This is a genomic window from Schleiferilactobacillus shenzhenensis LY-73 (assembly GCF_000469325.1).
GTDB classification, from domain to species: Bacteria; Bacillota; Bacilli; order Lactobacillales; family Lactobacillaceae; genus Schleiferilactobacillus; species Schleiferilactobacillus shenzhenensis.
Genome location: NZ_KI271583.1, coordinates 258923 through 285111, shown reverse-complemented (window position 1 = coordinate 285111; position 26189 = coordinate 258923). Strand labels below are relative to the sequence as shown.

The following is a 26189-nucleotide window of genomic DNA, read 5'->3' as shown; positions in this document are numbered from 1 at the left end:
CTCCGCACTAGCTTCGCGTCGCCGGCCCCCTGGCGGAGGGCCCAAATCGCCGGGTTTTGCGAACCAGTTCCACGCCCAGCCAGCCGGAGGGCCCAAATCGCCGGGCTTCGCCAATCCCCACTTTCGTCATGCGGTATAATGGAAAATACATGAAAGCGAGGGGTCGTTGTGACGGATGCGGTGCGGAAGAGTGTGCAGGAGAAGTTGGCCCAGGGGGATTTTAGTTGTACCAAGGAATTCACCTTGGCCATGTTCAGCGGGAAGTGGAAGATCGTGATTTTGTGCAACCTGTATTACCACGGACCGTTCCGCTTTAATGAACTCATGCGTCTCCTGCCCCGGGTATCGCATAAGGTGCTGGCCAGCCAGCTGCGGGAATTACAGGAAGATCAGCTGATCGACCGAACCACGGTGCCTGGAGCGCAACCTGAAGTGTATTACGCCATCAGCCCTGTCGGCCGCTCTTTGATGCCGGTGATCGACGCCATGCACGAGTGGGGCGACCAGCGGCTGCGGGCGTTGCGGGTCCAGCCGCAGTTCAATATCAACCAGGCCGCCGAGAATCACCGCTAAGGCTGACGGTCGTCCGTGCCTGCTAGACGGGCCGCTTTCTTGGCGGCTTTCAACTCATTGCGAATGCGCTTGAAGAACGCCTTCATCCGCTGGGCGGCTTCGTCCCCGCGGACGCCGGGATAGGTCGGCACCCGATGGTTGTAACCGGGAAAATCCAGCAGGTTGATCAAAGTGCCGGCACTGCCTGCCTTAGGATTCGGCGCACCGTAATAAACCGCGTCCAGGCGGGCATTAATAATGGCCCCTGCACACATTGGGCAGGGCTCCAGCGTGACGAACAGGCTGGCATGGGTCAGGCGCCAGCTGCTGCGCTGGGCGCACGCTTGGCGAATGGCAATCATTTCCGCGTGGGCGGTGGGGTCGTGGTCGATCTCGCGCAAGTTGTGGCCGCGCCCGATGATCTCGCCGCCATCATCGACGATGACGGCGCCAATCGGCACTTCACCCAAGGCCCCGGCAGCGTCAGCTTCTTTGAGGGCCTCTCCCATATAGTACTGAACTGCGTCTGCTGAAAATCCGATGCTGCTCACCTTTGCCTTTCTGCCATGCTATACTCGACTGTAATTGATCCTCGGAAGGAGAACCGTGCATGCCTCTTGATGCCGCTGCTTGGCAGCGTATCTACCCGACGGCCTTGAAGGTCGCTGAACCGTTATCTGATCCCCGTTACATCTCATTGGCGCTGCCTGAGAAGCAGGGCTACATCGCCATCGACCGCCATGCGCTGAGCCGCAGTGAAGCGGCCTTGCTGGAAACGCTGGCCCAGGCCGACGCGGTGCCGGTGCGGAATCCGTGGTACGCCTTCTTGACCGGCCAGGCCACCCAAGCCCCTGCGACCTTCAGCGGATTGCGGGTGGTCCAGTTGCGCGTGACGCTGAAGGACGCCAGTGTCAGCCAAGACGACTTCATGGATGCCGCCATCGGCATGTTCCCCAGCCTGCTGGCCCACTTCTGGGTGGATGAACATTACGCCCTCTTGATTGAACCAGCCAGCACCACGGCGCCGGACCACCAATCGCTGAAGGACTTTGCCCAAGTCCTGGCCGCCATGGAAACCGACTTCTACGCCAACATCCAGATCTATGTGGGCAATTTTTGGCAGGCGGCCGACCCCATTCCCCGCTTGTTTGCCGAGGAGCAGCGCATCTTTGCGGGGGTCAAGGCGACCAAGCCGCAAAGCGACCTGGCCACCCAGTCACTGGCCTACTTCACTGCCCCGATGCGGGCCCAGTCCGCCGTCTATGAGACGTTGCGGGACCGCCTGGCAGACATGCCGGAATACGCTGAAGTCATCGTGGCCCTTTACCAACACCAAGGCAACATGACCAGCGCGGCCAAGGCCCTGTTCCTGCACCGTAACACCCTCCAGTACCGCATCGACAAGTTCCAGGAACTGACCGGCTGGTCGTTACGGGACATGGACCACTTGACCCTGTGCTATCTGCTGCTCATCGAATGAGCACGCTATCCAGCACCTGGTAGCCTTTATTATGCTTCAAGACCGTGCAGTTCCCCAGGGCGGCCGTCAGGCGTTTCTTCGCCGACGGTGCGCCCTGTTTCTTTTGAATGACGACCAGGATATGGCCGCCTTCCACCAAGTGTTCGCGGGCCCCATCCAGAATCGCGTTCACGACATCCTTGCCGGCCCGGATCGGCGGGTTGGTCACGATCGCCGCGTATCGGCCCGGCGTGGCGGCGTAAACGTTGGAAGAAAAGACATGGACGTTGCGAATGCGGTTGGCGGCGGCGTTCTCCACCGCCAGGCCCAGGGCCCGTTCGTTCACGTCCACCATGTCCACCTGGCGCCGGGGGGCCAAGGCCGCAATCGTTAAGCCGATCGGCCCGTAGCCGCAGCCGACGTCCAGCACCGCGCCGTCCGGCCAGTCCGCTGGGCTGACGGTATCGATCAGCGTCTGACTGCCGAAGTCCACCCGTTCTTTAGAAAACACGCTGGCATCCGTCACGAAGCGGAACGGAATCCCCCGCAGGGTGGCGTCAAAGCTGTGGCGGCCGTGGGCACTGGTCGGATCAGCGGTATAGTAATGCTCTTCAGTCATTTTGGGTTCCTTTCTTCCCTTGCCTTACACGTTATGAGGCCCAAACAGCTGAGGCTGGTACATGCCGGCTTGATACAGCTGGGGGTCGATCTTCTTGTTCACGATGAGCAGGATCTGGAGCATGGTGAACAGGACAGAGCTGCGCCGCCAGTAAACCACGTAGCGCGGCACCCACTTGGTGACGTACTTGTTCTTGTAGCTGCGCAGCCCGCCGAAGTCGTAGAAGCGGTAGCCGTATTGATAGATCAGGTGGGCTGCCCGTTCTTCCAGAAAGCCGTAGCTGTTCGTGCCGACACCGGATAGCGGCGCCATGCCCATGTTGAAGTACTCGTAGCCCTCATCCCGGGACCAGTAGAAGAGGTTAATGAAGACCTCATCCATGATACCCGAGGGGGCATCGGCCAGGTGGCGCATCAAGTCGATGCTGGTGATTTCCTTGCTGCCGGTGGGCATCAGGTTAGCGAAGGCGATGATCTGGCCGTCCTTGTCCCGAATCACGGCAATGGGCGTCCGCTCCAGGTAGTAGCGGTCCATGAAGCCTAGGGAGAACCCTTTTTCTTCTCGGCCGGCTAACCAGCTGTCAGAAATCGTCTGCAGCCGGGCCATCGTGGCGTCATCGTAGGGCGGCTTAATGATATCGAACACGTACCCTTCCCGCTTGAAGCGGTTCATTAGGGAGCGCTCGCCCTTGAAGTGGTTGCCGGAAATCTTGAAGCCGGGCAGCTTGACCAAGCCCTCTTCGCCGAACTTCATAAAGTCGAAGCCCAGGTCGTGCATCTGCATGGTGAAGCCCTCGGAGACCTCGTAGAACACCAGCGACAAGTCCAGCTTATCGGCCTCCTCCATGAATTCTTGCACGGCCGGCACCACGTAGTCCTGATTTCCCACCGGTTCGCCCATGATGATGATCTTGTCGGCTTTCTTCCGGTACATGAAGAATAATTGATCGCGCCCGTCGACTTGGTAATAATGGATGGACTTGTCCCGGAGGAAGGCCAGGTGAGAAACGAGATTGCCGCCGTACTGGTCGATCACAGCCTTGACCCGGTCGGCATCGAACCCGGCGTCCAGCTTGTCCCCGCCCACTGACAGGTACTTGAGCACCAGGTAGACGGTGACAATGGCAATGCCCATGGCAATCAAGCCGGACAGGTACAGCCGCCAGCTAGGGAAGATCCAAGCCGTGGGGACCGGCCGCCGGTGATGAATATTCGGGGCGTTATAAAACCCGGCGACCGCATAGGCGACGAAGGCGGCAATATAAATGGCCCCGTCAAAGAGCCGGTCACCCCAAGCAAATTGGATCCGCTCGCGGTACAGTTCCCGCCGCGATAACAGCGTGACAATGATCATGATGCCCAAGAAAATGATTGTCTTCAGCGACGTATCCTTCAGCAATGTGGTAATCATGCCTAGGATCAATATGATGATGGTCGGCCAATACGCCTTGCGCGACTTGTTCGCCACCCCCCGCGCCAAGCCCATGAGCATGAAGGCGATGACGATGTTGGCCGCCCGCCCTAAGAAGACCAGTGTATAGGGCCGGAAAGAGTGCAGCACCCGGTTCTGCAGGGCAAAGTTCGGCATCGTCGCCAGGATCAGCAGCATGATGGCGGTGAAGTACAGGAGAATCGTGAAGATCAGGTGCGCCGCCCGGGACAGGACAGATAGGGGCAGGCCTTGGAGAAAATCGTTGATCCGCTTGCCCATGTCCTGCACGAAGATGACGATGGCGATGGCAAAGGGCACCAGGTAATAGAAGACCCGGTAAAAGAGCAGCCAGACGACGGCGATACTGGGGTCCACGCCCACGGCCGACAGGCCCATGATCATGAACACATCAAAACTGCCGATGGCGCCAGGCACCATGGAGGCGATCCCGACGACGTTGGCAATCATAAACAGAGGGAAAACAGCCGCCAGGTGGGTCAGCCCCAGCTGGTACCCAATAAACAGGAAGAACGCCCCCGCGAAGCCCCACTCCACCATGGAACCCGCGGTCAGGCGCAGCTCTCGCGATAGGGGCAGGTCAGAAAAGAATTCAGATTCCCGCAAGTGGGTGAACCCCAGCAATAGCGGGAAGTACAAACCGCCGCCAAGGAGCCAAATCGTGTATTGGCTAAACTCCCGGCCGATGCCGAAAACATACATTTCGACCAGTGCCAGCAGCGACCAAACGGACAATCCGGACAGCAGGAACAAGGCAATCTTCGAGACGGCGAAAATCACCTGCCGGCGGCTGGCGTGCTTCCCGTAATAGCTGGCGCGCATCGTCGCGCCCAGCACCCCGCCAAAGCCAATCAGGTTATTGAAGGTATTGACGACCCAGCCCGATTTCAAGATATACTTGGTTTCTGCCCGTTCCGGCAAGAACTCCTGAATCACGAAGTCGTAGTTCAGCATGGGGGTGACCGCAATCAGGCCCAGGACCAGCATGCTCAAGATACTGCCGACACTTTGGTTCGTCAGATACGTTTGCAGCTGAACTGGATCAATGTCCTGCCCGATGCGGCCGATCTCGATGATGACGAAGATAATCACCGACATGACGAACATCGCCTTCAGCAATCTCTTGTGCAGCTTGGCGAAGCCGGTAATCTTGAGCCAAATATTACGCACGGTGAGGTGTCCTCCCTTTTTTTCTATCGCCGCTTATTATAACGTACTTCACAACGTGAACAAAAAGCACCGCCCGCAGGAATGCGGCTTCCCGGGGACGATGCAGCTAACATTTTTGTAAGGTGCTACTGTAAAACGACATACTGGCCGCTGATCCACTGGTCGCCGCCCACGTTGTACCAGGTGACACCATTGACGGTTTTCTTCCCGAATAATTGCCAGCTGGAGCCGTGGGGCAGGTACTTGCCGGCGATGCGGCTGCCTTCATTGCGCCAGACCGCGATACCGTAGTGGGGCACGTAGTTGATACGGCCGACGCCGCGGAAAGCGGTCGGGCCGCCATTGTTGTCCGGGGTGCTGCCGCCCAGCGTAACGCCGTTGGCCGGAATCCAGAACAGGCCGGCACCGGCAGCGTTGGCCGCCAGGTACATGGTGTTGCCGCTGGTGGTCGTCGCCTTGCTGGTGATGCGGTAGCGCTGACCCGCCAGCGCACTGGTGCTGCCAGCCGCCGTGAAGCCGCTGTCGGTCAAGTAATACTTCGTCGCGCTGCCGGTGATCGTGCCGTTGTCGTTCATCGCGGTCTTCTCGGCTACCTGGTCGTTGCTGGTGCCATTCATCGCGGCCAGCTTCTGCTGCACGAGCGCCGCAAACTGATCCATGCTGTAATGCCAAGACGCAAAGTAGGCTTCGGGATCGGTGTGGTTCGTGTCGCCGAGGTACTGCGACACGGCGTTGTGCGACCAAATCGTCCCCTGACCGTCGTTGTCGGCCAAGTCCGCCGGCAGATTGTAGTGCTTCAGCAGCGTCGCCACATAATAGGCGTCGTTGTTCACAGAGTGGGCGAAGTCCACGGCGGTGTGCTCTTCCACCAGCTCAATCTGAATAAAGCGCTGATTGGCATAGTAGCCGGCGCCCCAGACGGCGTAATCCGTGGGGTGAATATTGACGACTTCTTCATGGTTGACGAAGGCATGCACATAGGCCTGCCGCTTCTGCCACTGCGTTTGCATCCGGGTCACTTCTTCGTCCAAGGTCATGTCCGGGTCGGACGTCTCATGGATAACGACGCCCTCGGGCTTGCCGACCCCATTGCGGTAGCCGTTCATATGGGTGAACGTGGTTGCTTTCGTAATAATGGGCGGGTTAGCGAAATGCTGGGCATTGATGTAATTATTATCCACGGCCACGTCCTGAATAATGGCGCTGCTGGTATAACTGTATTGCCGCGCCAAACTAGGCAAAGCGGCAGTGGCGAGCATCCCCGCGCAGACCAGACTGGCGATCAAGTAACGTTTCTTCACGATGATTTTCCTCCTCCGGTGGTTTCCTTTCTATTCTAACACGGGGAGAAATGAGGCAGAAAAAAACCGCACCGCGGCGGCCGGGATGGTCGTAACGGTACGGTTTTTCTCTGAAAGGTGGCCTCGGTTACTTGATCGTAACAGTCGCGCCGACTTCTTCCAATTGGGCCTTCAGCTTGTCAGCCTCGTCCTTGGAAACCTTCTCCTTGATGACGGTCGGAGCACTATCAACCATGCCCTTAGCGTCCTTCAGGCCTTGGCCAGTGATCTCACGAACAGCCTTGATGACCTTAACTTTTTCTTGGCCGGATTCGGTCAGCTCAACGTCGAACTCAGTTTGTTCGGCACCAGCGTCAGCACCGCCAGCAGCACCAGCTGCAGCAACGGGTGCAGCAGCGGAAACGTTGAATTCGTCTTCGATTGCTTTTACTAAGTCGTTCAATTCAAGGATGGAAGCACCCTTCAATTGCTCGATAATGCTTTGTGTGTCTAAAGCCATATCTATTTACCTCCGAATGTGTGTATACGATTTTCAGAACTATGCAGCAGGTTCGTCGTCTTTCTTGCTGTCGGCCACCGCGTTTAAGGCATAAGCCACGTTGCGGATCGGTGCTTGCAGCACAGACAACAGCATTGACAACAGACCATCGCGATCCGGTAATGTGGACAGCTCAGTGAGTTGATCCATGGATGCGACCTTGCCCTCGATCATGCCGCCTTTGACTTCCAAATTCTTGGCCGTCTTGGCAAACTTGAACAGTACCCGAGCAGGGGCAGCCACGTCCTCATAAGAGAAAGCGACAGCGGTAGGACCGGTGAACGTTTTGTCCAAACCCTCGTAGCCGGCCTTGTCGGCGGCCCGACGCAGGTAAGTGTTCTTGATGACTTCCAGCTCAACGCCTTCGTCACGCAATTGCTTACGCAGCTTCGTGTCCTCGTCAACGGTCAGACCCAAGTAGTCGACAACAACGGCAGACTGGGCTTTGTTGAACTTTTGATAGACATCATCAACAACGGCAGCCTTCTTTGCGATCGTTGCTTCTTTTGGCATGTGATTCACCTCCGATAGTGGATTGTTGAGAAACTTTTTGCCATAAAAAAACTCTATGCCTGCCTAGACATAGAGAACCGAATTTACTCCTCGGCGGGATATTGAGGCCTCATCAGCCACCCGAGTCTTAGGCAGAAAATAACCAAAGAAAAGCATAGCATGAATGGTTTGCCCTCGTCAACTGTAAGTTGCAGAAAAGCCGTCCGGCCATCTGCTATAATCGGCGGTGAAGTCTCTGCCCATTGCGAAAGAAAGGAGGCAGCACCGTGGCCGATCAATTTGTTGCCCATCCGCTGATCACCATCACGAATATCATTTGGAGTTTTGACCGGACCCGGCACACGCTCCAGGTTCTACTCATCAACCGCGCTCACGCCCCCTACCAGCACGCCTGGGCCCTTCCTGAAACCACCCTGCGGAGCACCGAAAGTGCCGACGCGGCGGCGCTCCGCTTGATTCAGGACAAAATCGGTGTCCACGTCTCCCGGGGCGCCACGGAGCAGCTGGCCACCTTCACCGACCCCCAGCGGGCGCCCGGTGAACGGGCCCTATCTTTGGCCTACATGACCTATCTGCCCACCATGCCTGCGCTGCGGCCCGGGTATGGTGCCACTGATGCCCGCTGGTTTGCCTTCACCGCGGCCGCGGCCGGTTATCAGCTGAGCAACGGCCCGCTGGTCTTTCCCATCGCACCGGGCGCCGCCGGCCTAGCCTTTGACCACGCCCATATCTTGGCGGTGGCCATTCGCCGAATCCGCAACCGGCTCGACTACCAGCCCACCGTGCTGCAGGTCCTGGGGGCGACGTTCACGCTGCGGGAAGCGAGGGAGGTATACGCCCCTTTTCTCCAAGTAGCCGTGAGCGCCATCGACAACTCCAACTTCAAGAAAACCCACACCAAACTATTCACCGAGGTCGGCACGGCCCACGACCAGACCCGCAGCGGGCGGCCGCCGAAACTTTATCGGTTGACCGATTTGAAAAACAGCGAACAAGAGCGTATCGTTGATACCAATTAAAAGTCGGTTGGACTTTTATTTTTCCGCTAATTTAAGTAGAATTTACCTAAAAGGAGTATCAGCCCATGGCCAATCAAAATGAAGCACTGCTGATCATCGATTACACCAATGATTTCGTGGCCGATAAAGGGGCCCTCAGCTGCGGCGGTCCGGGTCAGGCGCTGGCCGACAACATTGTCGCCCTCGCCGAAGAATTCCGGACCAGCGCGGGCTGGGTCTATTTGCCCACTGATGTGCACACCCCTAACGACCCCTATCACCCGGAAACCAAGCTGTTCCCGCCCCACAACGTGCGCGGTACGTGGGGCCGGGAATTCTACGGTCCGCTGAAGCCCTGGTATGAAGCCCACCAAGACGAGGAGCGGGTGACCATGTACGACAAGACCCGTTATTCGGCCTTCGCCGGCACAGCCCTGGATCTCCGCCTGCGCGAGCGCAAGATCGATACCCTGCACTTGGTCGGCGTCTGCACCGACATCTGCGTGCTGCACACGGCCGTCGATGCTTACAACCTGAACTACCAGATGATCATCCACAAGAACGCCGTGGCCGCGCTCACTCCGGCCGGTCAAGACTGGGCCCTGGACCACTTTGCCCACGTCCTCGGCGCCGCCGTCGTGGATTGAATTCACAACAAGAAGAAGGATTTGAGAAATTTGAATATGAACCAAGCATTATTGACTGACCTGTACGAGTTCTCCATGGCCAACGGCTACTATGCCGCTTTGCCCCACGAAGATGAAGCGGTCTTTGACGTCTTCTACCGGACCGTTCCGGACCACGGCAGCTTCGTGGTCGCCGCCGGCCTGCAGCAGGTGGTCGAAGCGCTGCGCAGCTTTCATTTTGCGCCAGCCGACATCGACTACCTGCGCTCGCTGAAACTGTATTCGGAGGACTTTCTGCACTATCTGGCCACGCTGCATCTGGCCGTGACCGTCACAGCGCTGCCGGAGGGCACGCCGGTCTTCCCCCGGGAACCGCTGCTCACTGTCCAAGGCCCGCTGATCCAAGTCCAGTTGTTAGAAACGCTCCTCTTGAACATCGTCAACCACCAATCCTTGATTGCCACGAAGGCTCGGCGCATCACGGCTGCGGCAGAAGGCCGGCCGGTAATGGAATTCGGCGCCCGCCGCGCCCAGGGGCCGGATGCGGCCACATATGGTGCCCGGGCCGCCGTCATCGGTGGCTGCGCCAGTACCTCCAACGTCCTGGCGGCCCAGCAGTTCCATATTCCCGCCGCCGGCACGATGGCCCACAGCTGGATCGAATCCTTCCCCGATGAGCTGACGGCCTTCCGGGCCTGGGCCAAAATCTATCCCGACAACAGCGCCTTGCTGGTCGACACTTATGACGTGCTTGCCTCCGGCGTGCCCAACGCCATCACCGTCTTCAAGGAATTACGGGCCGCCGGCCACCAGCCGGTGGGTATCCGCATTGACTCCGGCGACATCGCGGAGCTGGCTAAGCAATCGCGCCGACTCCTGGATGACGCCGGCTTCCCCGAGGCGAAGATCACAGCTTCTAACGCCTTAGACGAGAGTATCATTCAATCCCTGCTTAAGGAAGGTGCTCCGCTGGACAATTTCGGCATCGGGGAGAAATTGATCACTAGCGCTTCTTCCCCAGTTCTCAGCGGCGTCTACAAGCTGGCCGCGCTGAAGAGTAACGGCCAATGGCAGCCGAAGATCAAGGTCAGTGCCACTCGGGAGAAAACCACGCTCCCCGGCCGCAAACAGGTTTATCGCCTGTACCGCAGCGGCAGCCGGCACGCTTTCGCCGACATCATTGCCCTGGCTGACGAGTCCTTGACCGCCACGATCACGGCTTACAACGCGGATCCTCAGGCGACCCGCAGCCGGGTCACCTTGCACGATTTCACCGCGGTACCGCTGCTCAGTCCGGTGCTGACGCCCACGGAGACGACCGCTGTCCCCACTGATGTTTTTGCCATTCAGAAACACCTGCGCGCAGCGCTCGCCGAACTGCCCGCCGCGACCCAGCGGCTGGTCAATCCGGACCTGTATCCCGTGTACTTGACGCCGCAGCTGGCGGAACTGCAGCAGCAGCTGATCGACGCCCACCACGAGGCGTGACGAGCCACACGTTTCCTCGGTGCCCCTTGCACCGGGGATTTTTTTCTGCCGAATTGAGCATTCCTGCCCCCGGCAGCCGGTGAACACGGTATCATAGAAGGCACCAAGTAATCTAAGAAATGAGGCACCGCTTATGACTCCTGTGACCGTCATCGTCAACCCGCTGGCCGGCAAAGCCCGCCACCGCAAGCGAATTCCTGCGCTGCTTCAGCAGTTAGCTGGGTTCTGCACCATTGACCAGCTGTATACCACCGCCCAACCCGGTGATGCCCGGCGCATCAGCCGGGGCCTCCCTGCTCTGGCTGGTACGGTCCTTGTCGTCATCGGCGGCGACGGGACGCTTCACGATGCCGTCAACGGCTTGCAGGAAAGCGGCAACCAGGCGGTTAGTGTGGGCTACATTCCCATCGGCACCGGCAACGACTTCGCCCGCGCCCATGCCATCCCGCTGCAGCCCGCCCAAGCCGTGACAGCGCTGCGCCACGCGCGCACCCAGCAAATCAACGTGGGTAAGGCGGTGTCCCCGGAACTGGGCACCCAGTATTTCGTCAATAACTTCGGCATCGGCATGGACGCCCGTATCGTTTACGACACCAACCATTCTGAAGCCAAGACCGGCCTCAACCGACTCCATCTTGGCCAGTTTGCCTACCTCATGAACATTCTCAAGGCCGTCAGTGAGCAGCGCAGTTTTTCAGCCACTTGGCAAGGCGAGCAGACCCACGTGAACCCTCACAGCTATCTCTTCGTCTTCACGAATCATCCCTTCCTGGGCGGCGGGATCCGCCTGCTGCCCGATGCCCGCCGGGACCCGCACCGACTCAGCCTGGTGGCGGTCAACGCTGCCCCTATCCGCAAGCTGCTGCCGATTCTCGTGAATATTCTCCAAGGCCGCGCCGATCATCCTCGCCTCCACATTCGTCAGCGTCACCACTTCCGTTTTGCCACTGCCGCCAATGAACACATTCAGATCGACGGGGAAGAATTCAGCACTCCGGTGCACGTCACACTGACTCAGGTCCCTCAACGATTTTTACTGCCCGTGCAAGCGTGAGGCAGAAAGCAGAGTCGTTGACAGTCCGGCCGGAGCAGAGAATGATGTGGGCAGAGACGCGCGTATGAACGCACCGCAAAAGCCGTCGGCACCCGACCGGCGGCTTTTATCTAGTGAATAAGAGGTGAACGCAATGACGCAATCGAACCGAAAACAAACCGAACGCCAAATGGGTGCGGCGGTGGACCAAATCCATGCCCTGCCCGACTACGCCAAGTACTTTATCCTCGTACAAATGGTTTGGTCTCAGGAGGAATTACTGGCCGTCCTCCGCCCCCACTTCCCGGCTGACCGGCTTGCCCGCTGGTTCGACCGCCGCCAGCCGTTTCCAATAACGGTAATCATCTGGCGGACGCGGCCGGATGAGGTGGAAATCAACACCCTGCGGGACTTGGTCAATCTACGGGCGCTGGCAACGGGGCAGGCATTGTTGTTCCGCCAGCGTTAGAGTTTGTTGCCAAAATAAAAGAACACCATGATCAAAGTGCTCAGGACCAAATCCGCACCCCAGCGCAGCCCCCGGTTTGTTGGGCGCACTTTCGTCATCAGCAGACTGGCAATGATCGGCACACCGTTCGCTGTCACGAGGGCCAGGAAAGCCCCATCCAAATCAAAATGGTGCATGAGAAGCAGCACTAAAACAAGATTGAACAGAAACGTAAGGACCATCATGTTACTGTCGAAATGCCCTGTCAGCCGTTCAAATCGTTTATCGGCGATCCCAACGACTGCCCATACGCCCACTAAAAGCAGCAATACCAGACTGGCAATAATGTCCAGCATCGATTTTTCCTTTCTGGCCTAGCGCCTGACCGGTAAAGCTGCCGATCAAGAAGCGGTCATATTCCGCTCCCGGTACTGAACAGCAGCAATACCGCCGTACTCAACACCAACGCGCCGATGAGCCGCAGCCAGCGGTCGTCCGGCCGCCACTTCCCCAGCAGCATGCTGGCCAAGACCTGGCTGCCGCCGGCTGTGACCAGCGTGAGCCAGATCAGTGTGCCGACCTTCCAAAAGGGGTTCTTAGTCAGCAGCACCGCCACGATGACCGTATACCCCAGCGTAATGGCTAACGACCGGTAATCCACGAAACGGCGCAATCCTTGGAAATGCTTGTAACGAAACGCCACCAAAATAATCACCACGGCGGCGAGCAGCCACACGATAAACACGATCGACTTGAATGTCTCCACAGGCATCTCTGCTTTCTACAGGCGCCGGCCGCTCGGCTAGGCGCCTTTCTTATGACTTCATTATACCGTTCTTCCCATGACTTGCCGAACAATTCGGGTACCAAAAAACGCCCCAGAGATTACTCTCTGGAGCGTCACTGTCACCTAAGCAAAATTAGAATGACAGGGGATCGACCTTGATGCCAGGGCCGAAGGTGGAAGAAATCGACAGGTTCTTGATATAGTTCCCCTTTGCACTGGCGGGACGAGCCTTCAAAATGGTGTCGTTGAAGGTCTTGAAGTTTTGTTCCAGCTTCTCATTGTCAAAGGATACCTTGCCAATGGGGGCGTGAACGATACCGGCCTTGTCGACCCGGTAAGCAACTTGCCCAGACTTCACGTCATGAACAGCCTTGGCCACGTCCATGGTCACGGTGCCGGTCTTCGGGTTAGGCATTAAGCCTTTCGGCCCCAAGACCCGGCCCAGACGACCAACTTGGGCCATCATTTGCGGGGTCGCAACGGCAACGTCAAAGTCCAGCCAGCCGTCTTGAATCTTTTGGACCAAGTCTTCGGCACCGACTTCGTCAGCACCGGCTTCTTGGGCCTGCTTCGCTTGATCACCTTGGGCGAAGACGATGACGGTGACCTTTTTACCAGTCCCGTTGGGCAGCACGACGGCGCCCCGGATCTGTTGGTCAGCCTTCTTCGGGTCAACGGCTAAGTTGTAAGAAACCTCAACTGTTTCATCGAATTTGGCAAAGCTGGTTTGCTTTACCAACGGAATTGCTTCGTCAGCAGAATAAGTCTTGCTCTTGTCCACCAATTTGGCGGCGTCTTGATACTTCTTGCTTCGTTTTGCCACTCTGTTTTCCTCCTTGCAAAATGTGGTTAACGGACCGCAGTCCTCCCACTTGATCGATCAGTTTTCACTAACTATCCGTACTTAGCCTTCGACGGTAATGCCCATCGAACGAGCCGTACCTTCAACCATGCGCATGGCGGCATCAACGTCGGCCGCGTTTAGGTCTTGCATCTTAGTCTCGGCGATTTCCTTGACCTGATTCTTAGTGACCTTAGCCACCTTCTTGGAGTTGGGCTCGCCAGAACCTTTGTCTACGCCAGCTGCTTGCTTCAAAAGAACGGCAGCCGGAGGAGTCTTCGTTACGAAATCAAATGAGCGATCCTCATAGACGGTGATCACAACAGGGATGATAGTCCCCTTTTGGTCTGCAGTACGGGCATTGAAGTCCTTGGTGAAGGCGACAATGTTAATGCCGGCTTGCCCCAGAGCAGGACCAACAGGAGGTGCAGGAGTCGCCTGACCAGCAGGGATCTGCAACTTTACAACGTTTGCTACTTTCTTTGCCACGAAACATACCTCCTAGCGTTCGTGCCGTGGTTCATGGAGATGTTGATTTCTCCTCCCACGTGTAGAAAAAACTACCTGAATACTATAGCATGGCGGGGGGTAAACCACAAGAGAGGGCGGAACGGCCCGGTTAGAAGCGTAGGCGTGAGGCCGAGCTTCTTGGCCGCGGAGCCCAGTTATGGGGCGTGGAGAAAACCCCAGGCTGGGCTCTTGACGTTTGGGACCTCAGGCCGTGTGGTGCTGCCCACCACTCGTTTGGGAATCACCCCACACTTGAGAACATTGATGACTTCGAGTCCTCAGACTGCGGCGCCCTGCTCGGCAGAGCCCGTTGATAAGTCCCAGGTACCGGCTACTCGCCACCATGTGCTGGATAAAGCTCACTTAGCATACAAGAACCGTACGATATTATCGTCCACCAGCTTATTCTCATGCAGCAGCGAATGCGCCCCCCGAACGCCGCGCATGAGCAGTTCCTGGTAGTCGATTCCGGCTTTAGGCAGCAGCCAGCGCAGCGCAAAGGCGGATTCGACGGAAATGACCCCGTCGTCATGCCGCGTCGGCACGGTGAAGATGTCCCCAGCAATGTTCAGAATGTGGACATCGTGGGGCAGCTCGTGCACTTTCTCCGCAATGTAATGGTAGATCGGTGCCTGGCGGAACGGCCCGCGGGGACCCCACTCGTAGACGAGGATCTCGTCCGTATCCTTGCCCAGTTCAATATCGTTGAACGGCCCGGCCAAGGTGACGATCTTGTTGATCCTCGGCGTATCCCGAGTGGGCAGCTGCATCGCCGCCAGAATGACGACGATCGCACCCATGGAATGGCCCACCAAGTTGACCCGCTGGACACCATTGTGCTTGAGCAGCACCAGGATCTGGTGCAGCCAGTGCAGTTCCGTGGCGAGAGCGGCCCGGGATTGGCAGAAAATCACTTGAATCGTGGGATTTTTTGCCCCCAGTAAGTGCCCCCGGACCTGCAGCTGCCCATTTTTCTTCACCCGAATGACCAGAGCTTTCTGCGCCACCCCGGCCCGGTGCAGGCGGCCCAGCAAGTGACCGAAGGAATACCGATTCCCGCCGTACCCATGAATAAAGACGGTGGGCGTTTCTCCCAGATGGGACTGGATCGGGTGGAAATGCTTGGGAATGCGGCCAATCCGCCACCAGTCCCAGACGCCGCCAATGACGGCCGCGCTGACCGCCAGGACCAGCCCCCACAGAAGCCAGGACATGGTCAGATCTTATCGACCTGGTCGAAGTTCAATTCGGCACTGGTCTCGCGCTCGAACATGGTGATGTTGACCTTGAGCGTCAGCTTCTCCTTATTCACTTCGGTCACCTTGCCGACCAGGCCGGTGAAGGCGCCATCGATGATGGTGACACTCTCGCCCGGGGTGAAGTCCACGTTGCCTTCGTGGCGCGTACTCATACCCATGGAGTGGAGCACCTGGGCGACTTCGCTGTCCAGCAATGGCGCAGGCTTGCTGCCGGCCCCGTGGGACCCCACGAAGCCGGTGACACCCGGGGTATTCCGCACGACGAACCACGATTCATCGGTCATGACCATCTCGACCAAGACGTAGCCGGGGAAAGTCTTCTTCTTCTCCATGACCTCTTTGCCGTTTTTCTTTTCCATCTCTTCGTCTTCGGGCACGACGACACGGAAGATGAAGTCTTCCATGTTCATTGTTTGGGTCCGGGACTCCAGGTTGGCTTTAACTCGATTCTCGTAACCAGAATACGTGTGCAGGACATACCAATGCTTTTCTGCTGTTTCGACCATTTGAATTGAACTCCTTTTCTTTTTGGGCAAAATAAAAAAACTCCGCTTGCGAAGTTTTCGACACCCATAGTATAGCAAATGCGCCCAAAAAAAGCGACACGCGTTCCCGCGGCCGCTGCTCCTGCTGATTACTTAAGCTTAACGAACCAATTCATGCCGGCACCGAGGACCCAGTCCACGGCAGCGAAGAACAGCCCGAAAAGGACGGAGGTAATCACGACCGTGCCTGTATCATGGCGGTTTTCTTTAAAGGTTGGCCAAGTAACCAGCTTCATTTCTTGAACGACGCTCTTCAAAAATTTCATAACGACTATTTACCCCTGACTTATCGTGTTTCACGATGGATCGTATATTTACCGCAGTGTTTGCAGAACTTCCGCAGCGTTAAGCGCTCCGTCCGGTCCTTCTTCTCGGCTACCATATAGTTCCGCGAACCGCACACGCTGCAGGCCAGGGCGACTTTTCTTCCTGCCATGGGCTTGTCCCCCTATGATCTCGAATTCTGTACTGGACTACTTTAGCATATGGGCGGGGGGAGGGTCAAACTCAGAGGGCGGAGCCGAGCGGTTAGGCCACCCAGGCTAAGTGGCCCTAACGCCGAAAGCCCCGGGTTTGGGCTTTTGGTGTTAGGGCCCTTAGACTGTGGTGGCCTGCTCGGCGGAGCCCGTTTACGAAGCATGGAGAAAGCCCCGCACTTGGGCTTTTTAGCTTAGGGTCCCTAGACCATGGTGGCCTGCTCGGCGGAGCCCGTTTAGGCTATATGGTGCAATCCCTTGCTTAAGGTCCTCAGACCGTGGTGGCCGGTGTTTAAGAGCGGCCTCTCCGAACGGCCCTCACCCCCTCCGAATCTCCGGCATCGCGCAGTCGTTAGCCATCATATCGGCCAGCTTCTGCCGGCAGCTGGCCTTAGTCGTACGGAACATGTAGGCGGTCATCTCTTCGGCAACGGTGGGATCGTCGCCCACCATGGCCGCCCAAACACGTCGTTCGGGGCCGGTGAGCTGGTCATGCAAGGCACGGAGATGCTGCAGGTACGTCCGGAGGGCGATGGTCTCCGTGTACTGGCTGGTGGCCGACGGTTCCCCGGCCAGAGCGACATCTTCCAAAGAAATGGTATCTAAATCTCCGCTGCGCTTCGCCGCCAGATCTCGGCGGACGAACCGCAGCATATGGTGCCGGAAACAGAGCTTGAAATAGGCGCCGAAGCTTGAGCCGTGGCCGCTGTCAAAATGGCAGCACACGTTGTAGCAGCATATCCGTGCTTCCTGGTACCAGTCATCACGGTCGAACAAACGAATGAAAAAGCATTGGCGCACACCATTGACCATGGGCTGGTAGCGTTGAACCAGTGTCTCCAAAGCGGCGGAGTCGCCCGCGCGCACCCGCACGATCAATTCTTCATCGGACATCATGGCATAAAAGCCTCCTCTACTGAACGTCTGGATTCAGTATACGGAGGCGCAAAAAGCGCCGCCAAGGGAACTGACGGCAACAAACTATTCTTAGTTTAATGAAATATCATGACCAGCCAAACCAGTCATTAATGGCCGTCATTATTATCCTGGTCATGCTTGTCGATAAGTTTCTTCAAGAAAGACCCCAGGCTGAGCATTTGGTCCGGCCGCCAGGGTACATTACGCGGTGTCATGTCGGCAAACCGTTTGGAATCGGCGTGCAGCTGATCGCGCATGCGCCGAATCTCCCGGCCGAATTCCGGCGAGGAGATACGCAGAGCACCGCGAGAGAACACCGTCCACTGTTCGGCTTGGTCCGACGTGACCACGGTCACCTGGTTCAGCGGCGTATTCAGCTCTTGCGTGAGGTGTTCAATATAACTGTCGGCGGTCTCGTCCTCCGGCGTGAAGGTCACTTCCAGGTCCCATTTCTTATAGCTCTCCTTCACCCCCGGCACATACATCGCGTCGAAGATGACCAGAATGCGGATGCCGGTGAACTTGCGGTACTCGGAAAGCGTGTCCAGCAGCTTGTCCCGGGCCTGGTCGAAGTGCCCTGACTCCTTCAGCGCCGTCAGGTCGGGCCAGGCGCCAATGACGTTATAGCCGTCGACGATCAATATCTGGTGCCGCATCAGTGCTCCCCCCGCCGGCCGAGGAAGACCTTATACATGACGATGGCCGCCGCCACCGAGGCGTTCAGACTTTGAATCTGCCCAGCCATGGGGATCGTGACGGTGCCGTCCAGCAGCTTGGCGATGCCGGGCGAGATACCCTTGCCCTCGTTACCGATGACGATGGCCACCGGACCCTTGCTGTTCCACTGCGTGAAGTCTTCGCCGTCCATGGCGGTGCCAAAGACCCATACCCCGCGCTTCTTGATTTGTTCAATCGTGCGGGCCAGATTGGTCACGCGGGCGACCGGTACCCGGCTCAGTGCCCCGGCCGAGGCCTTAGCGACGGTACCGGTGAGTGTGGCCGCCCGGTGCTTGCCGATGACGACGCCGTGGACGCCGACCGCATCGGCAGTCCGGATGATGGAGCCGAGGTTATGGGGGTCCTCCACGTTATCCAGGACCACGATGAAGGGCGCTTCCCCCGCGGCTTCAGCCTTGGCAAAGATGTCGTCTAGACTGGCATAAGGGAACGCCGCTAGTGCGACGACGACCCCCTGGTGGTTCGCCCCGGCGACCAGCGTGTCCAGCTTGGCCTTGGGTACCCGGGAGACAATGATCTTATGCTTGCTGGCCAGGGCTAAGACATCCCCAGCGAATTCTTTTTGCACCGTGTCCTGTAAGAACACCTTATTCACGGTTTGGGCATCGGCCTGCTGGAGAGCAGCAATGGCCGGGTGCCGTCCGAAGACCAGATTTTCGTCCACGGCTTGGTGTGATTCCCGTTCAGTCATGCGTATTCCCCTTTTCTACTTGGTCAATGCACCAGTGGGCCAATTCCTTGATCCGCTCAGTGCGTTCGTTCGCTTGAAGAAAGCCGAAGATGGCCTCGAAGCCGGTCGAAATGCGGTAGGTCAGCACCGACGTATTCTTGGCGTGAGTGTAACTCTTGGCATTCCGGCCGCGGCGAAAGGCATCTTGCTCCTCGGTATCCAACACGGCGCCCTCTTCCATGAGCGCGGTCAGCTTGGCCTGCGCTTTGGCGGAAACAAACTGCGTCGCCCGCCGCTGCAACGCCGCCGGCTGGCGAATCCCCTGCCCCAGCAGGTATTCGCGAATGTAGACTTCATAGACCGCGTCGCCCAAATACGCCAGGTCGATCCCGTTCATGCTCTTATCATCGATCATTTGCGGTGCCACCGCGTTCCCTGGGGCGTATCTTCCAAGATGATGCCTTCTCCGGCCAGCTGGTCGCGAATGGCGTCGGAGCGGGCAAAGTCCTTTGCTTTCCGGGCAGCGATGCGCTCGTCCAGCAGTTTCTCCACATCGGCGTCCAGCAATTCGCCGGTCTTAGCGAAGGCAATCCCGAACACTCCGGCCAAGTCCCGCAGCAGGCCGCGCAGGTGCTCCAAGGTGCCCATCCGGACGACGTCGTTTTCCACATACGTATTGATCAGCTTCGCCAATTCGTAGACGTGGGTCATCCCGTTCTGGGCGTTGAAATCATCATCCATGGCCGTAAAGAAAGCCGTCTGAATCGTATCGGCTTGTTTATCCACGGCGGCACTGTTACCGGCTTCAGCGCTCTGGAAGCGATAGTTCAGGTTGGTCCAGGCCGTCCGCAAACGTTCCAAGTTGTTTTTGGCGTCCTGCAGACTGGCTTGGCTGTAACGAATCGGCCGGCGATACTGAGTGGTGGCCATCAGGAAGCGGACGGCTTGGGGATCGGTCTCCTTGATCAGGTCCCGGGCCAGCACGAAGTTGCCCAGGGACTTGCTCATTTTCTCGTCGTCATCGCCGATGGTCACAAACCCGTTGTGCAGCCAGTAGCGGGCGAAGGTGTGACCAGTGGCCGCTTCGCTCTGGGCGATCTCGTTCTCGTGGTGGGGAAATTCCAGGTCCTGACCGCCGCCGTGAATGTCGAAGGTGGCGCCCAGATACTTGATGGACATCACGCTGCACTCAATGTGCCAGCCGGGCCGCCCTTGACCCCAGGGAGAATCCCAGGAGATTTCGCCAGGCTTAGCGGCTTTCCACAAGGCGAAGTCCAGGGGGTCTTCCTTGCGCGCCGTCTCCTCGGCGGTCACATGCTGGGAAGCACCTTGCTCCAGTTCATTAATGTTTTGGCCGGATAGTTCGCCATAATGTTTGAACTTGCGGGTGCGATAATAGACGTCGCCGTCAACGGCATAGGCATAGCCTTTCTTCTCCAAGATCTGGATGAAGTCGATGATCTCGGGGATATTGTGGGACGCCCGGGGGTTGACCGTGGCGCGTTCGATGTTCAAGGCATCGGTATCCTCGTAGAAGGCGGCGATGTACTTGTCGGCGATGGCCGGTACGGTACTGTTTTCTTCCTTCGCTTCGTTGATCAGCTTATCGTCGACATCAGTGAAGTTAGAAATGTAATTCACCGTGTACCCGCGCAGTTCCAGGTAGCGGCGGATGGTGTCGAAAGCGATGGCCGAGCGGGCGTTGCCAATATGGATGTAGTTGTACACGGTCGGTCCGCAGACATACATGTTGACGATGCCCGGCGTCAGCGGCTTGAACTCTTCTTTCTGGTTGGTGAGCGTATTCAGTACTTTCAGCATAAGCTCCACCTTTCTTCAAATTGGTGTTTGCTTCTCATTATACCCTACCCGCCAATCGTTGCCGGCGGCGGTGCTTGAGGGCAAAAAAGCGCACCAGCCGAGGCCGGTGCGCCGTTAAATCAATTACGCTTGCTTCGTGGGGATAGAAGCCATTTCTTTCAACGTCAGCTCAAGGTGCTTATTGACCTTCTCCAATCCCAGGATCTCGATGGACTCGGCCAATTGCGGGCCATGCGTTTCCCGGGTGGTAGCGATTCGAATCGGCATGTAGAGCTTGCGCCCCTTGGCCCCGGTCTCGTGGGAAATATCATAGATGGCATTCTGAATCGCGTAAGCCGTGAACTGCGGCAGCCCCTGGATGGCCTTCTGGAAGGCTTGCAGGACAGGCAGGGCCAACGGATCACTCAATTCTTCCTTGGCTTGGTCGGTCAGTGCCGGCGGTTCAATGAAGAAAATCTCGGACAGCTTGACGATTTGCTGGGTGAAGCTCATTTGGTCTTGGAACAAACCAACGATGGCCCGCAGCCATTCCAGCGTCTTCGCATCCAGCTGCTCGTCCTTCGGCAAACGGCCGGCGTCCTGCCAGTTACGCAGGCTCATCCCCAGCAAAGTACTGGGGTTGGCTTTCTTCACGTATTGGTTGTTGACCCATTCCAGCTTCTTGGCATCAAACTTCGCCGGAGAGCGGGACAAGCGCTCGGGGTCGAATTGCTTGATGAACTGCTTGCGGGTGAAGATCTCGTTGGTGCCCACCGGTGACCAGCCCAGCAAAGTAATGAAGTTGAACATGGCGTCGGGCAGATAGCCCAGTTCCCGGTACTGCTCGATGAACTGGAGGACACTCTCGTCCCGCTTGGACAGTTTCTTACCGGTCTCTGTGTTGATAATCAAGGTCATGTGGCCAAAAGCCGGCGGTGTCCAGCCGAAAGCCTCGTAAATCATCAGCTGCTTGGGGGTATTGGCGATGTGATCGTCACCCCGCAACACGTGGGTGATCGCCATCAGATGATCATCGATGACCACGGCAAAGTTGTACGTGGGCATCCCGTCACGCTTCTGAATGACCCAATCGCCGCCGACATCATCGGAATCGAAGCTGATCTTACCCTTGACGATATCGTCCCAGGCATAGGTGTGATCCTTCGGCACCCGGAAGCGGATGACCGGCTGCAAGCCCTTGGCCTTGGCGGCGGCAATCGCTTGGGCTTTTTCGTCTGCGCTCATGCCAGCATACTCATACTCGTAGCGCGGCGTTTGCCCCGCTGCTTTTTGGGCTTCCCGCTGAGCCGCCAGCTCATCTTCGGTCATGTAAGACTCGTATGCCTTGCCTTCGTCCAGCAACTGCTTGATGTAGCGGTCATAAATATCGCGCCGTTCACTCTGGCGATAAGGACCATAGTCGCCGCCGACATCGGGGCCTTCATCCCAGTCGATTCCCAGCCAGTGCAGCATGTCGATCTGGCTTTGGGTACCGCCTTCGATGTTCCGCTTAGTATCGGTGTCTTCAATCCGTAACACCATGGTGCCGCCGTTGTGGCGGGCAAACAAATAGTTAAACAGGGCCGTGCGGGCATTCCCGATATGCAAATGGCCCGTCGGTGACGGGGCATACCGGACACGAATCTTTCCGTCAGTCAAAGAAATAACCTCTTTCCACGTTTCTGGCAGCGGCGCGGGCCAAAAACGGCGGGGTCTCCCCCGGCCGTTTCAGAACACTCTGCCGCTGACCGCATTATAAATCCACAGACTTCAGTCTACTTGGAAGGCCCAGCGACTTCAAGCCCGTTTTTTGGCTTTCGTGTCGTTCTTCGCCTCGTTGGCGTGGGCATCCAGCTGTTTGGTCTGGTGGGCCGGCTTGGCAAAGATCATCCGGCCGGCGCTGGTCTGGATGGCACTGGTGACGATGACGTCCAGCATCTTATTGATATAGTACTGACCGTCTTCCACCACGATCATCGTCCCGTCTTCCAGGTACGCGACCCCTTGGGCCCGTTCGGTCCCCTGCTTGATCACTTTGACGGTCATCGTTTCGCCCGGCAGGACTTGGGGCTTCAAGGCGTTGGCCAGTGCATTAATGTTCAGCACCGGGACGTTTTGGAACTGGCTGACTTTGTTCAAGTTGAAGTCGTTGGTGACGACGATGCCGTCGATCAGCTTCGCCAGCTTGATGAGTTTCGAATCCACTTCCGTCAAGTCCTCGAAGTCACCGTCGTAATTGTCGATGTGCACTTCCGGGTCCTTGCGCATGGCGTTCAAGATATCCAAGCCGCGCCGGCCCTTGGCCCGCTTCAAGTTATCGGCGGAGTCAGAAATGAGCTGCAGCTCGTGCACCACAAAGTCTGGTACGAGCAGCGTCCCCTCGATAAAGCCGGTCTTGGCGATGTCGTGAATGCGGCCGTCGATGATCACACTGGTGTCCAAGATCTTGTAACGGCGGAAGTTGTCGTCCGCCTTGCGCTGCATGACCTCACCCGACGACGTCTTTTCGGGTGTCCGCCGGCGAGAAAAGGCCTTCCGCCAATCCTCCACGCGGACCGTCCCGATGCGCGCCCCCAAATAAGCAATCAGAATCATCAAGCCGATGGGCACGATCTTGTTGGTCAGGACATTGCCCGTCTGATACAGCGGGATCGAGATCAGGTTGGCGATGATCAGCCCCGCGGTCGCAAAGAGCGTGCTGAAAAGCAGCACGGACGGCGATAGCGCCGCCAACTTGGCCTCTGTTTTGTTTAAACTTGCCGTGAGCGCCGGTTCTGCCGCCAATTCAACTACTAATAAAATAATTGCACCTAACAAGGCGTTGATCAATCCGTTCATCAAGAACCGATTGTCGTCCAAATGGACCAGCTGCCAGAAATACGGAAAAATAGCGAACCCCACGGCGGCCCCGGCCAGGGCGAAAACAAACCGCATAATATTCTTTCTCATGCCTCACGACCTCCTTTCGTTTGTACTGTCTTACTCCTTTTCAGTGCCTGCTGCAGGCACTGGGTAATCGTGGTAACGCCGATGACTTCGATCTTGGCCGTTGGTTGGTAATGGGCCAAGTTGTTCTTGGGGACGAAGATGCGTTTGAAACCGAGCTTCGCCGCCTCCTCGATCCGGCTTTCGATACGGTTGACCCGGCGAATCTCACCAGTCAGCCCAATCTCCCCCACAAAACAGTCGCCCGGATCCACTTCGGCGTCTTGGTAACTGGAGGCGACCGCTACCGCCATGGCCAAATCAATGGCCGGTTCGTCCAGCTTGACGCCGCCGGTGGCTTTCAAATACGCGTCCTGATTCTGCAAAAGCAGGTTTGCCCGCTTCTCCAGCACGGCCATGATCAGCGCCGCCCGGTTGTGGTCGATGCCGGTGGTGGTCCGCTTGGCGTTACCGAACAAGGTCGGCGACATCAGCGCTTGAATCTCCACCAGGATTGGCCGCGTCCCCTCCATCGACACGACGATCGCCGAGCCGGTGGCGTGGGGCAACCTTTCTTCCAGGAAGGACTCAGACGGATTGTCCACCACGTGCAGGCCGTCCTCTTCCATCGAGAAGATGCCGATCTCATTGGTGGAGCCGTACCGGTTCTTCACCGCCCGCAGGATACGGTAAGTGTGGTGCATGTCGCCTTCAAAGTACAAAACGGTATCCACCATGTGCTCCAGCACCTTCGGCCCGGCAATGGCCCCGTCCTTGGTGACGTGCCCGACGACGAAGGTGGTCACCCCCTCGTTCTTGGCGATGCGCATCAGCTCGTTGGTGACTTCCCGGATCTGGCTGACGCTGCCGCTGGCCGACGCCAGGGCCGGCTCGTTCATGGTCTGAACCGAGTCAATGACTAAGAAACCCGGCTTGACCTCCTTGATGGCCCGGCGGATCAGGTCCATGTCCGTCTCCGGATAGACGATCACGTTCTTCCCGTGAACGCCCAGCCGCTCCGCCCGCAGCCGCACCTGGCTGGCGCTTTCTTCCCCGGTCACATAGAGCACCTGCTGACCACTGGTAGCAGCCAGGGAGCCGGAGACCTGCATCAAGAGCGTGGACTTGCCGATGCCAGGATCGCCGCCGATCAGCACCAGCGAACCGGGCACGACGCCGCCGCCCAAGACTCGATCCAGTTCAGAAATGCGTGTCGGAATACGCTTGTTATCGCTGAGATCCACCGCGTCCAAGGCCACCGGCTGGCTGGAGATACCGTTCAGGCTGCCGCCCACTTTCTTATTGTCGGCGGCACTGACGACCTCTTCCACCATTTGATTCCAGGCACCGCAATTCGGGCAGCGGCCGAAGTATTGGGGTGACACATAACCGCAGTTCTGGCACACGTACCGGCTGCGGGATTTTGCTTTGATCAACAGCACCTCTCCTTTACAAGTGTCTGGTTACATTTACATTATGCCTTTTTCTACCCCGAGATGCATCAGTCGGAGGAACCAAAGCCGCCGGCTCGGGTGCGGTCGTTGCCGTGGTCGCCATCAGCCGTCAAAAACGGCATGAAAATACCCTGACCGATGTGATCGCCCTTGTGCAGGACCACGTCCCGCACACCGACGTTGACCAACGCCATAAAAATCTCACCCTCGTTGCTGGGATTATTGTAGTAGTCGGCGTCAATGATCCCGACCCCATTAGGCAGGACCAGCCCGCGTTTGATTGGGTTGCTGGAGCGATTGGCCAGCATCAGGTACTCATCCGGACCCATGTACGCCTTGATCCCGGTAGGTACAAGGTAAGGTTTAAGCACCTTTTCAGCCATCTCGTAATCCTCATCCGTCAGCGGGTGTTCGTTCCGAATCAGCCGGAACAGGCGGACGAAGTTCATCCGCCAGATCGTCGGCAGTAAGAAATCCTCCGCGGCGGTAAAATCGTATCCGGCGGAGTGGCTTGTCGCCCGCTGGGGCAAACTTAACCCAGCGTTGGCAAACCGGCTGACCACGGCAAAACCGCGTTTCTTTTCCATATGCAAATCTCCTTCAATCATTAAAAGCCGCCAATGTCCCTGGCGGCTCCTTAATTCTACCATCGTAAGCCGGAGACTTGCACTCTGCGAATCGGTCCAGTACATTGATGTTAAGAAAAACGATAGGAGGAACTGACATGCACTTTATTGAAGAACCTGGCCGCTTTTTCACCAACGACTTGGATGGCGATTTGATGGCGGAGTTGACGTACAAGCCCAGTGACGACGGCAAAGTATGGGTCATCGACCACACCTTCGTGCGCGGTGATCAGCGGGGCAAAGGCATCGCCAAAGAACTGCTGAACACCGCCGTGCAGGCGGCCCGGGACCGGGACATCAAAGTTCAGCCGCTGTGCACCTATGCGCGGATGCAATTTATGAAGCACCCGGAGGAGTATGCGGACGTGAAGGCCTAAGCTTCTCTCTGGTCCGGGTGACTATGGCTTTGCGGATTGGGAGGCAGATTAGTGTCTTGCTCTGGCCCA

31 protein-coding genes and 1 other annotated feature are annotated in these 26189 nt (G+C 57.6%); of the genes, 8 read left to right on the top strand and 23 right to left on the bottom strand.

Going from position 1 to position 26189, the window contains the following annotated elements:
* Positions 1-168: 168 nt before the first annotated feature.
* Complete coding sequence (locus L248_RS03420; RefSeq protein WP_022528675.1) at positions 169-573, top strand: winged helix-turn-helix transcriptional regulator; 405 nt, start codon at positions 169-171, stop codon at positions 571-573.
* Here L248_RS03420 and tadA read toward each other — a convergent pair.
* Positions 570-1061 (bottom strand): tRNA adenosine(34) deaminase TadA, encoded by a 492-nt coding sequence (gene tadA / locus L248_RS03415; RefSeq protein ID WP_040534596.1) that lies wholly within the window; start codon positions 1059-1061, stop codon positions 570-572. The two genes, L248_RS03420 and tadA, sit on opposite strands and share 4 nt — an antisense overlap.
* Before the next feature lie 101 nt (positions 1062-1162).
* Between tadA and L248_RS03410 the strand changes: the two genes are divergently transcribed.
* On the top strand, positions 1163-2032 hold the full coding sequence (locus L248_RS03410; protein ID WP_022528673.1) for a PucR family transcriptional regulator: 870 nt from the start codon (positions 1163-1165) through the stop codon (positions 2030-2032).
* Here L248_RS03410 and L248_RS03405 read toward each other — a convergent pair.
* From L248_RS03405 to rplJ, 5 genes are all read right to left on the bottom strand, one after another.
* The gene (locus L248_RS03405; RefSeq protein ID WP_022528672.1) at positions 2022-2630 is read right to left on the bottom strand and encodes a class I SAM-dependent methyltransferase; all 609 of its coding nucleotides are present in this window, start codon (positions 2628-2630) and stop codon (positions 2022-2024) included. The genes L248_RS03410 and L248_RS03405 overlap by 11 nt on opposite strands.
* A 24-nt stretch (positions 2631-2654) precedes the next feature.
* Positions 2655-5249 (bottom strand): bifunctional lysylphosphatidylglycerol flippase/synthetase MprF, encoded by a 2595-nt coding sequence (gene mprF / locus L248_RS03400; RefSeq protein ID WP_022528671.1) that lies wholly within the window; start codon positions 5247-5249, stop codon positions 2655-2657.
* A gap of 125 nt (positions 5250-5374) precedes the next feature.
* The gene (locus L248_RS15040) at positions 5375-6550 is read right to left on the bottom strand and encodes a peptidoglycan recognition protein family protein (RefSeq protein ID WP_022528670.1); all 1176 of its coding nucleotides are present in this window, start codon (positions 6548-6550) and stop codon (positions 5375-5377) included.
* A gap of 127 nt (positions 6551-6677) precedes the next feature.
* Positions 6678-7049: a 50S ribosomal protein L7/L12 gene (gene rplL / locus L248_RS03390; protein ID WP_022528669.1), complete on the bottom strand. Its 372-nt coding sequence runs from the start codon at positions 7047-7049 to the stop codon at positions 6678-6680.
* 39 nt (positions 7050-7088) lie between these two features.
* A complete protein-coding gene (gene rplJ / locus L248_RS03385) occupies positions 7089-7601 on the bottom strand; it encodes a 50S ribosomal protein L10 (RefSeq protein WP_040534594.1) in 513 nt (170 codons plus the stop codon).
* A 36-nt stretch (positions 7602-7637) separates the two neighbouring features.
* Positions 7638-7751 (bottom strand) — a sequence feature (ribosomal protein L10 leader region).
* A gap of 116 nt (positions 7752-7867) precedes the next feature.
* Between rplJ and L248_RS03380 the strand changes: the two genes are divergently transcribed.
* The 5 genes from L248_RS03380 to L248_RS03360 all read left to right on the top strand — a co-directional run bounded on the left by L248_RS03380 (position 7868) and on the right by L248_RS03360 (position 12215).
* Positions 7868-8620: an NUDIX hydrolase gene (locus tag L248_RS03380; protein ID WP_040534592.1), complete on the top strand. Its 753-nt coding sequence runs from the start codon at positions 7868-7870 to the stop codon at positions 8618-8620.
* A 65-nt stretch (positions 8621-8685) separates the two neighbouring features.
* Entirely contained in the window at positions 8686-9246 is a 561-nt protein-coding gene (locus L248_RS03375; RefSeq protein WP_022528666.1) for a cysteine hydrolase family protein, read from the top strand.
* A gap of 30 nt (positions 9247-9276) precedes the next feature.
* Positions 9277-10713 carry a nicotinate phosphoribosyltransferase gene (locus L248_RS03370; RefSeq protein WP_081701189.1) on the top strand — a complete coding sequence of 479 codons (1437 nt, stop codon included), beginning with the start codon at positions 9277-9279 and terminating at the stop codon, positions 10711-10713.
* Positions 10714-10846: 133 nt separating this feature from the next.
* On the top strand, positions 10847-11767 hold the full coding sequence (locus tag L248_RS03365) for a diacylglycerol/lipid kinase family protein (protein WP_040534590.1): 921 nt from the start codon (positions 10847-10849) through the stop codon (positions 11765-11767).
* A 133-nt stretch (positions 11768-11900) separates the two neighbouring features.
* Entirely contained in the window at positions 11901-12215 is a 315-nt protein-coding gene (locus tag L248_RS03360) for a hypothetical protein (RefSeq protein WP_040534588.1), read from the top strand.
* Here the strand turns inward: L248_RS03360 and L248_RS03355 are convergent.
* From L248_RS03355 to L248_RS03280, 17 genes are all read right to left on the bottom strand, one after another.
* Positions 12212-12550: a hypothetical protein gene (locus L248_RS03355; RefSeq protein ID WP_022528662.1), complete on the bottom strand. Its 339-nt coding sequence runs from the start codon at positions 12548-12550 to the stop codon at positions 12212-12214. The genes L248_RS03360 and L248_RS03355 overlap by 4 nt on opposite strands.
* Before the next feature lie 56 nt (positions 12551-12606).
* Positions 12607-12960, bottom strand: a complete 354-nt coding sequence (locus L248_RS03350; RefSeq protein WP_040534586.1) for a hypothetical protein — start codon at positions 12958-12960, stop codon at positions 12607-12609.
* A gap of 154 nt (positions 12961-13114) precedes the next feature.
* Positions 13115-13804, bottom strand: a complete 690-nt coding sequence (gene rplA, locus L248_RS03345; protein WP_022528660.1) for a 50S ribosomal protein L1 — start codon at positions 13802-13804, stop codon at positions 13115-13117.
* 81 nt (positions 13805-13885) lie between these two features.
* Positions 13886-14311 (bottom strand): 50S ribosomal protein L11, encoded by a 426-nt coding sequence (rplK, locus tag L248_RS03340; protein ID WP_022528659.1) that lies wholly within the window; start codon positions 14309-14311, stop codon positions 13886-13888.
* A gap of 380 nt (positions 14312-14691) precedes the next feature.
* Positions 14692-15546: an alpha/beta fold hydrolase gene (locus L248_RS03335; protein ID WP_022528658.1), complete on the bottom strand. Its 855-nt coding sequence runs from the start codon at positions 15544-15546 to the stop codon at positions 14692-14694.
* Positions 15547-15548: 2 nt separating this feature from the next.
* The gene (gene nusG / locus L248_RS03330; RefSeq protein WP_022528657.1) at positions 15549-16097 is read right to left on the bottom strand and encodes a transcription termination/antitermination protein NusG; all 549 of its coding nucleotides are present in this window, start codon (positions 16095-16097) and stop codon (positions 15549-15551) included.
* A gap of 128 nt (positions 16098-16225) precedes the next feature.
* Positions 16226-16402, bottom strand: coding sequence for a preprotein translocase subunit SecE (secE, locus tag L248_RS03325; RefSeq protein WP_022528656.1), 177 nt, complete (start codon positions 16400-16402; stop codon positions 16226-16228).
* Positions 16403-16422: 20 nt separating this feature from the next.
* Positions 16423-16572: a 50S ribosomal protein L33 gene (gene rpmG, locus L248_RS15540; protein ID WP_081701188.1), complete on the bottom strand. Its 150-nt coding sequence runs from the start codon at positions 16570-16572 to the stop codon at positions 16423-16425.
* 358 nt (positions 16573-16930) lie between these two features.
* Complete coding sequence (locus L248_RS15035; protein WP_022528655.1) at positions 16931-17509, bottom strand: sigma factor; 579 nt, start codon at positions 17507-17509, stop codon at positions 16931-16933.
* 128 nt (positions 17510-17637) lie between these two features.
* Positions 17638-18186 (bottom strand): YacP-like NYN domain-containing protein, encoded by a 549-nt coding sequence (locus L248_RS03315; RefSeq protein ID WP_022528654.1) that lies wholly within the window; start codon positions 18184-18186, stop codon positions 17638-17640.
* A complete protein-coding gene (rlmB, locus tag L248_RS03310; RefSeq protein WP_022528653.1) occupies positions 18186-18959 on the bottom strand; it encodes a 23S rRNA (guanosine(2251)-2'-O)-methyltransferase RlmB in 774 nt (257 codons plus the stop codon). The genes L248_RS03315 and rlmB overlap by 1 nt, the downstream gene beginning before the upstream one ends.
* Positions 18952-19353 (bottom strand): Mini-ribonuclease 3, encoded by a 402-nt coding sequence (locus L248_RS03305; RefSeq protein WP_022528652.1) that lies wholly within the window; start codon positions 19351-19353, stop codon positions 18952-18954. The genes rlmB and L248_RS03305 overlap by 8 nt, the downstream gene beginning before the upstream one ends.
* Positions 19350-20759 (bottom strand): cysteine--tRNA ligase, encoded by a 1410-nt coding sequence (cysS, locus tag L248_RS03300; protein ID WP_022528651.1) that lies wholly within the window; start codon positions 20757-20759, stop codon positions 19350-19352. Before cysS ends, L248_RS03305 begins: the two co-directional genes overlap by 4 nt.
* Before the next feature lie 123 nt (positions 20760-20882).
* The gene (gene gltX, locus L248_RS03295) at positions 20883-22397 is read right to left on the bottom strand and encodes a glutamate--tRNA ligase (RefSeq protein WP_040534582.1); all 1515 of its coding nucleotides are present in this window, start codon (positions 22395-22397) and stop codon (positions 20883-20885) included.
* Positions 22398-22535: 138 nt separating this feature from the next.
* Positions 22536-23687, bottom strand: a complete 1152-nt coding sequence (locus L248_RS03290) for a PIN/TRAM domain-containing protein (protein ID WP_022528649.1) — start codon at positions 23685-23687, stop codon at positions 22536-22538.
* The gene (radA, locus tag L248_RS03285; RefSeq protein WP_425423437.1) at positions 23684-25048 is read right to left on the bottom strand and encodes a DNA repair protein RadA; all 1365 of its coding nucleotides are present in this window, start codon (positions 25046-25048) and stop codon (positions 23684-23686) included. Before radA ends, L248_RS03290 begins: the two co-directional genes overlap by 4 nt.
* A gap of 116 nt (positions 25049-25164) precedes the next feature.
* Entirely contained in the window at positions 25165-25704 is a 540-nt protein-coding gene (locus L248_RS03280) for a dCTP deaminase/dUTPase family protein (protein WP_040534577.1), read from the bottom strand.
* 137 nt (positions 25705-25841) lie between these two features.
* Here L248_RS03280 and L248_RS03275 point away from each other — a divergent pair, with 137 nt between their 5' ends.
* Positions 25842-26120 carry a GNAT family N-acetyltransferase gene (locus L248_RS03275; protein ID WP_022528646.1) on the top strand — a complete coding sequence of 93 codons (279 nt, stop codon included), beginning with the start codon at positions 25842-25844 and terminating at the stop codon, positions 26118-26120.
* The last annotated feature ends 69 nt before the right edge of the window (positions 26121-26189 follow it).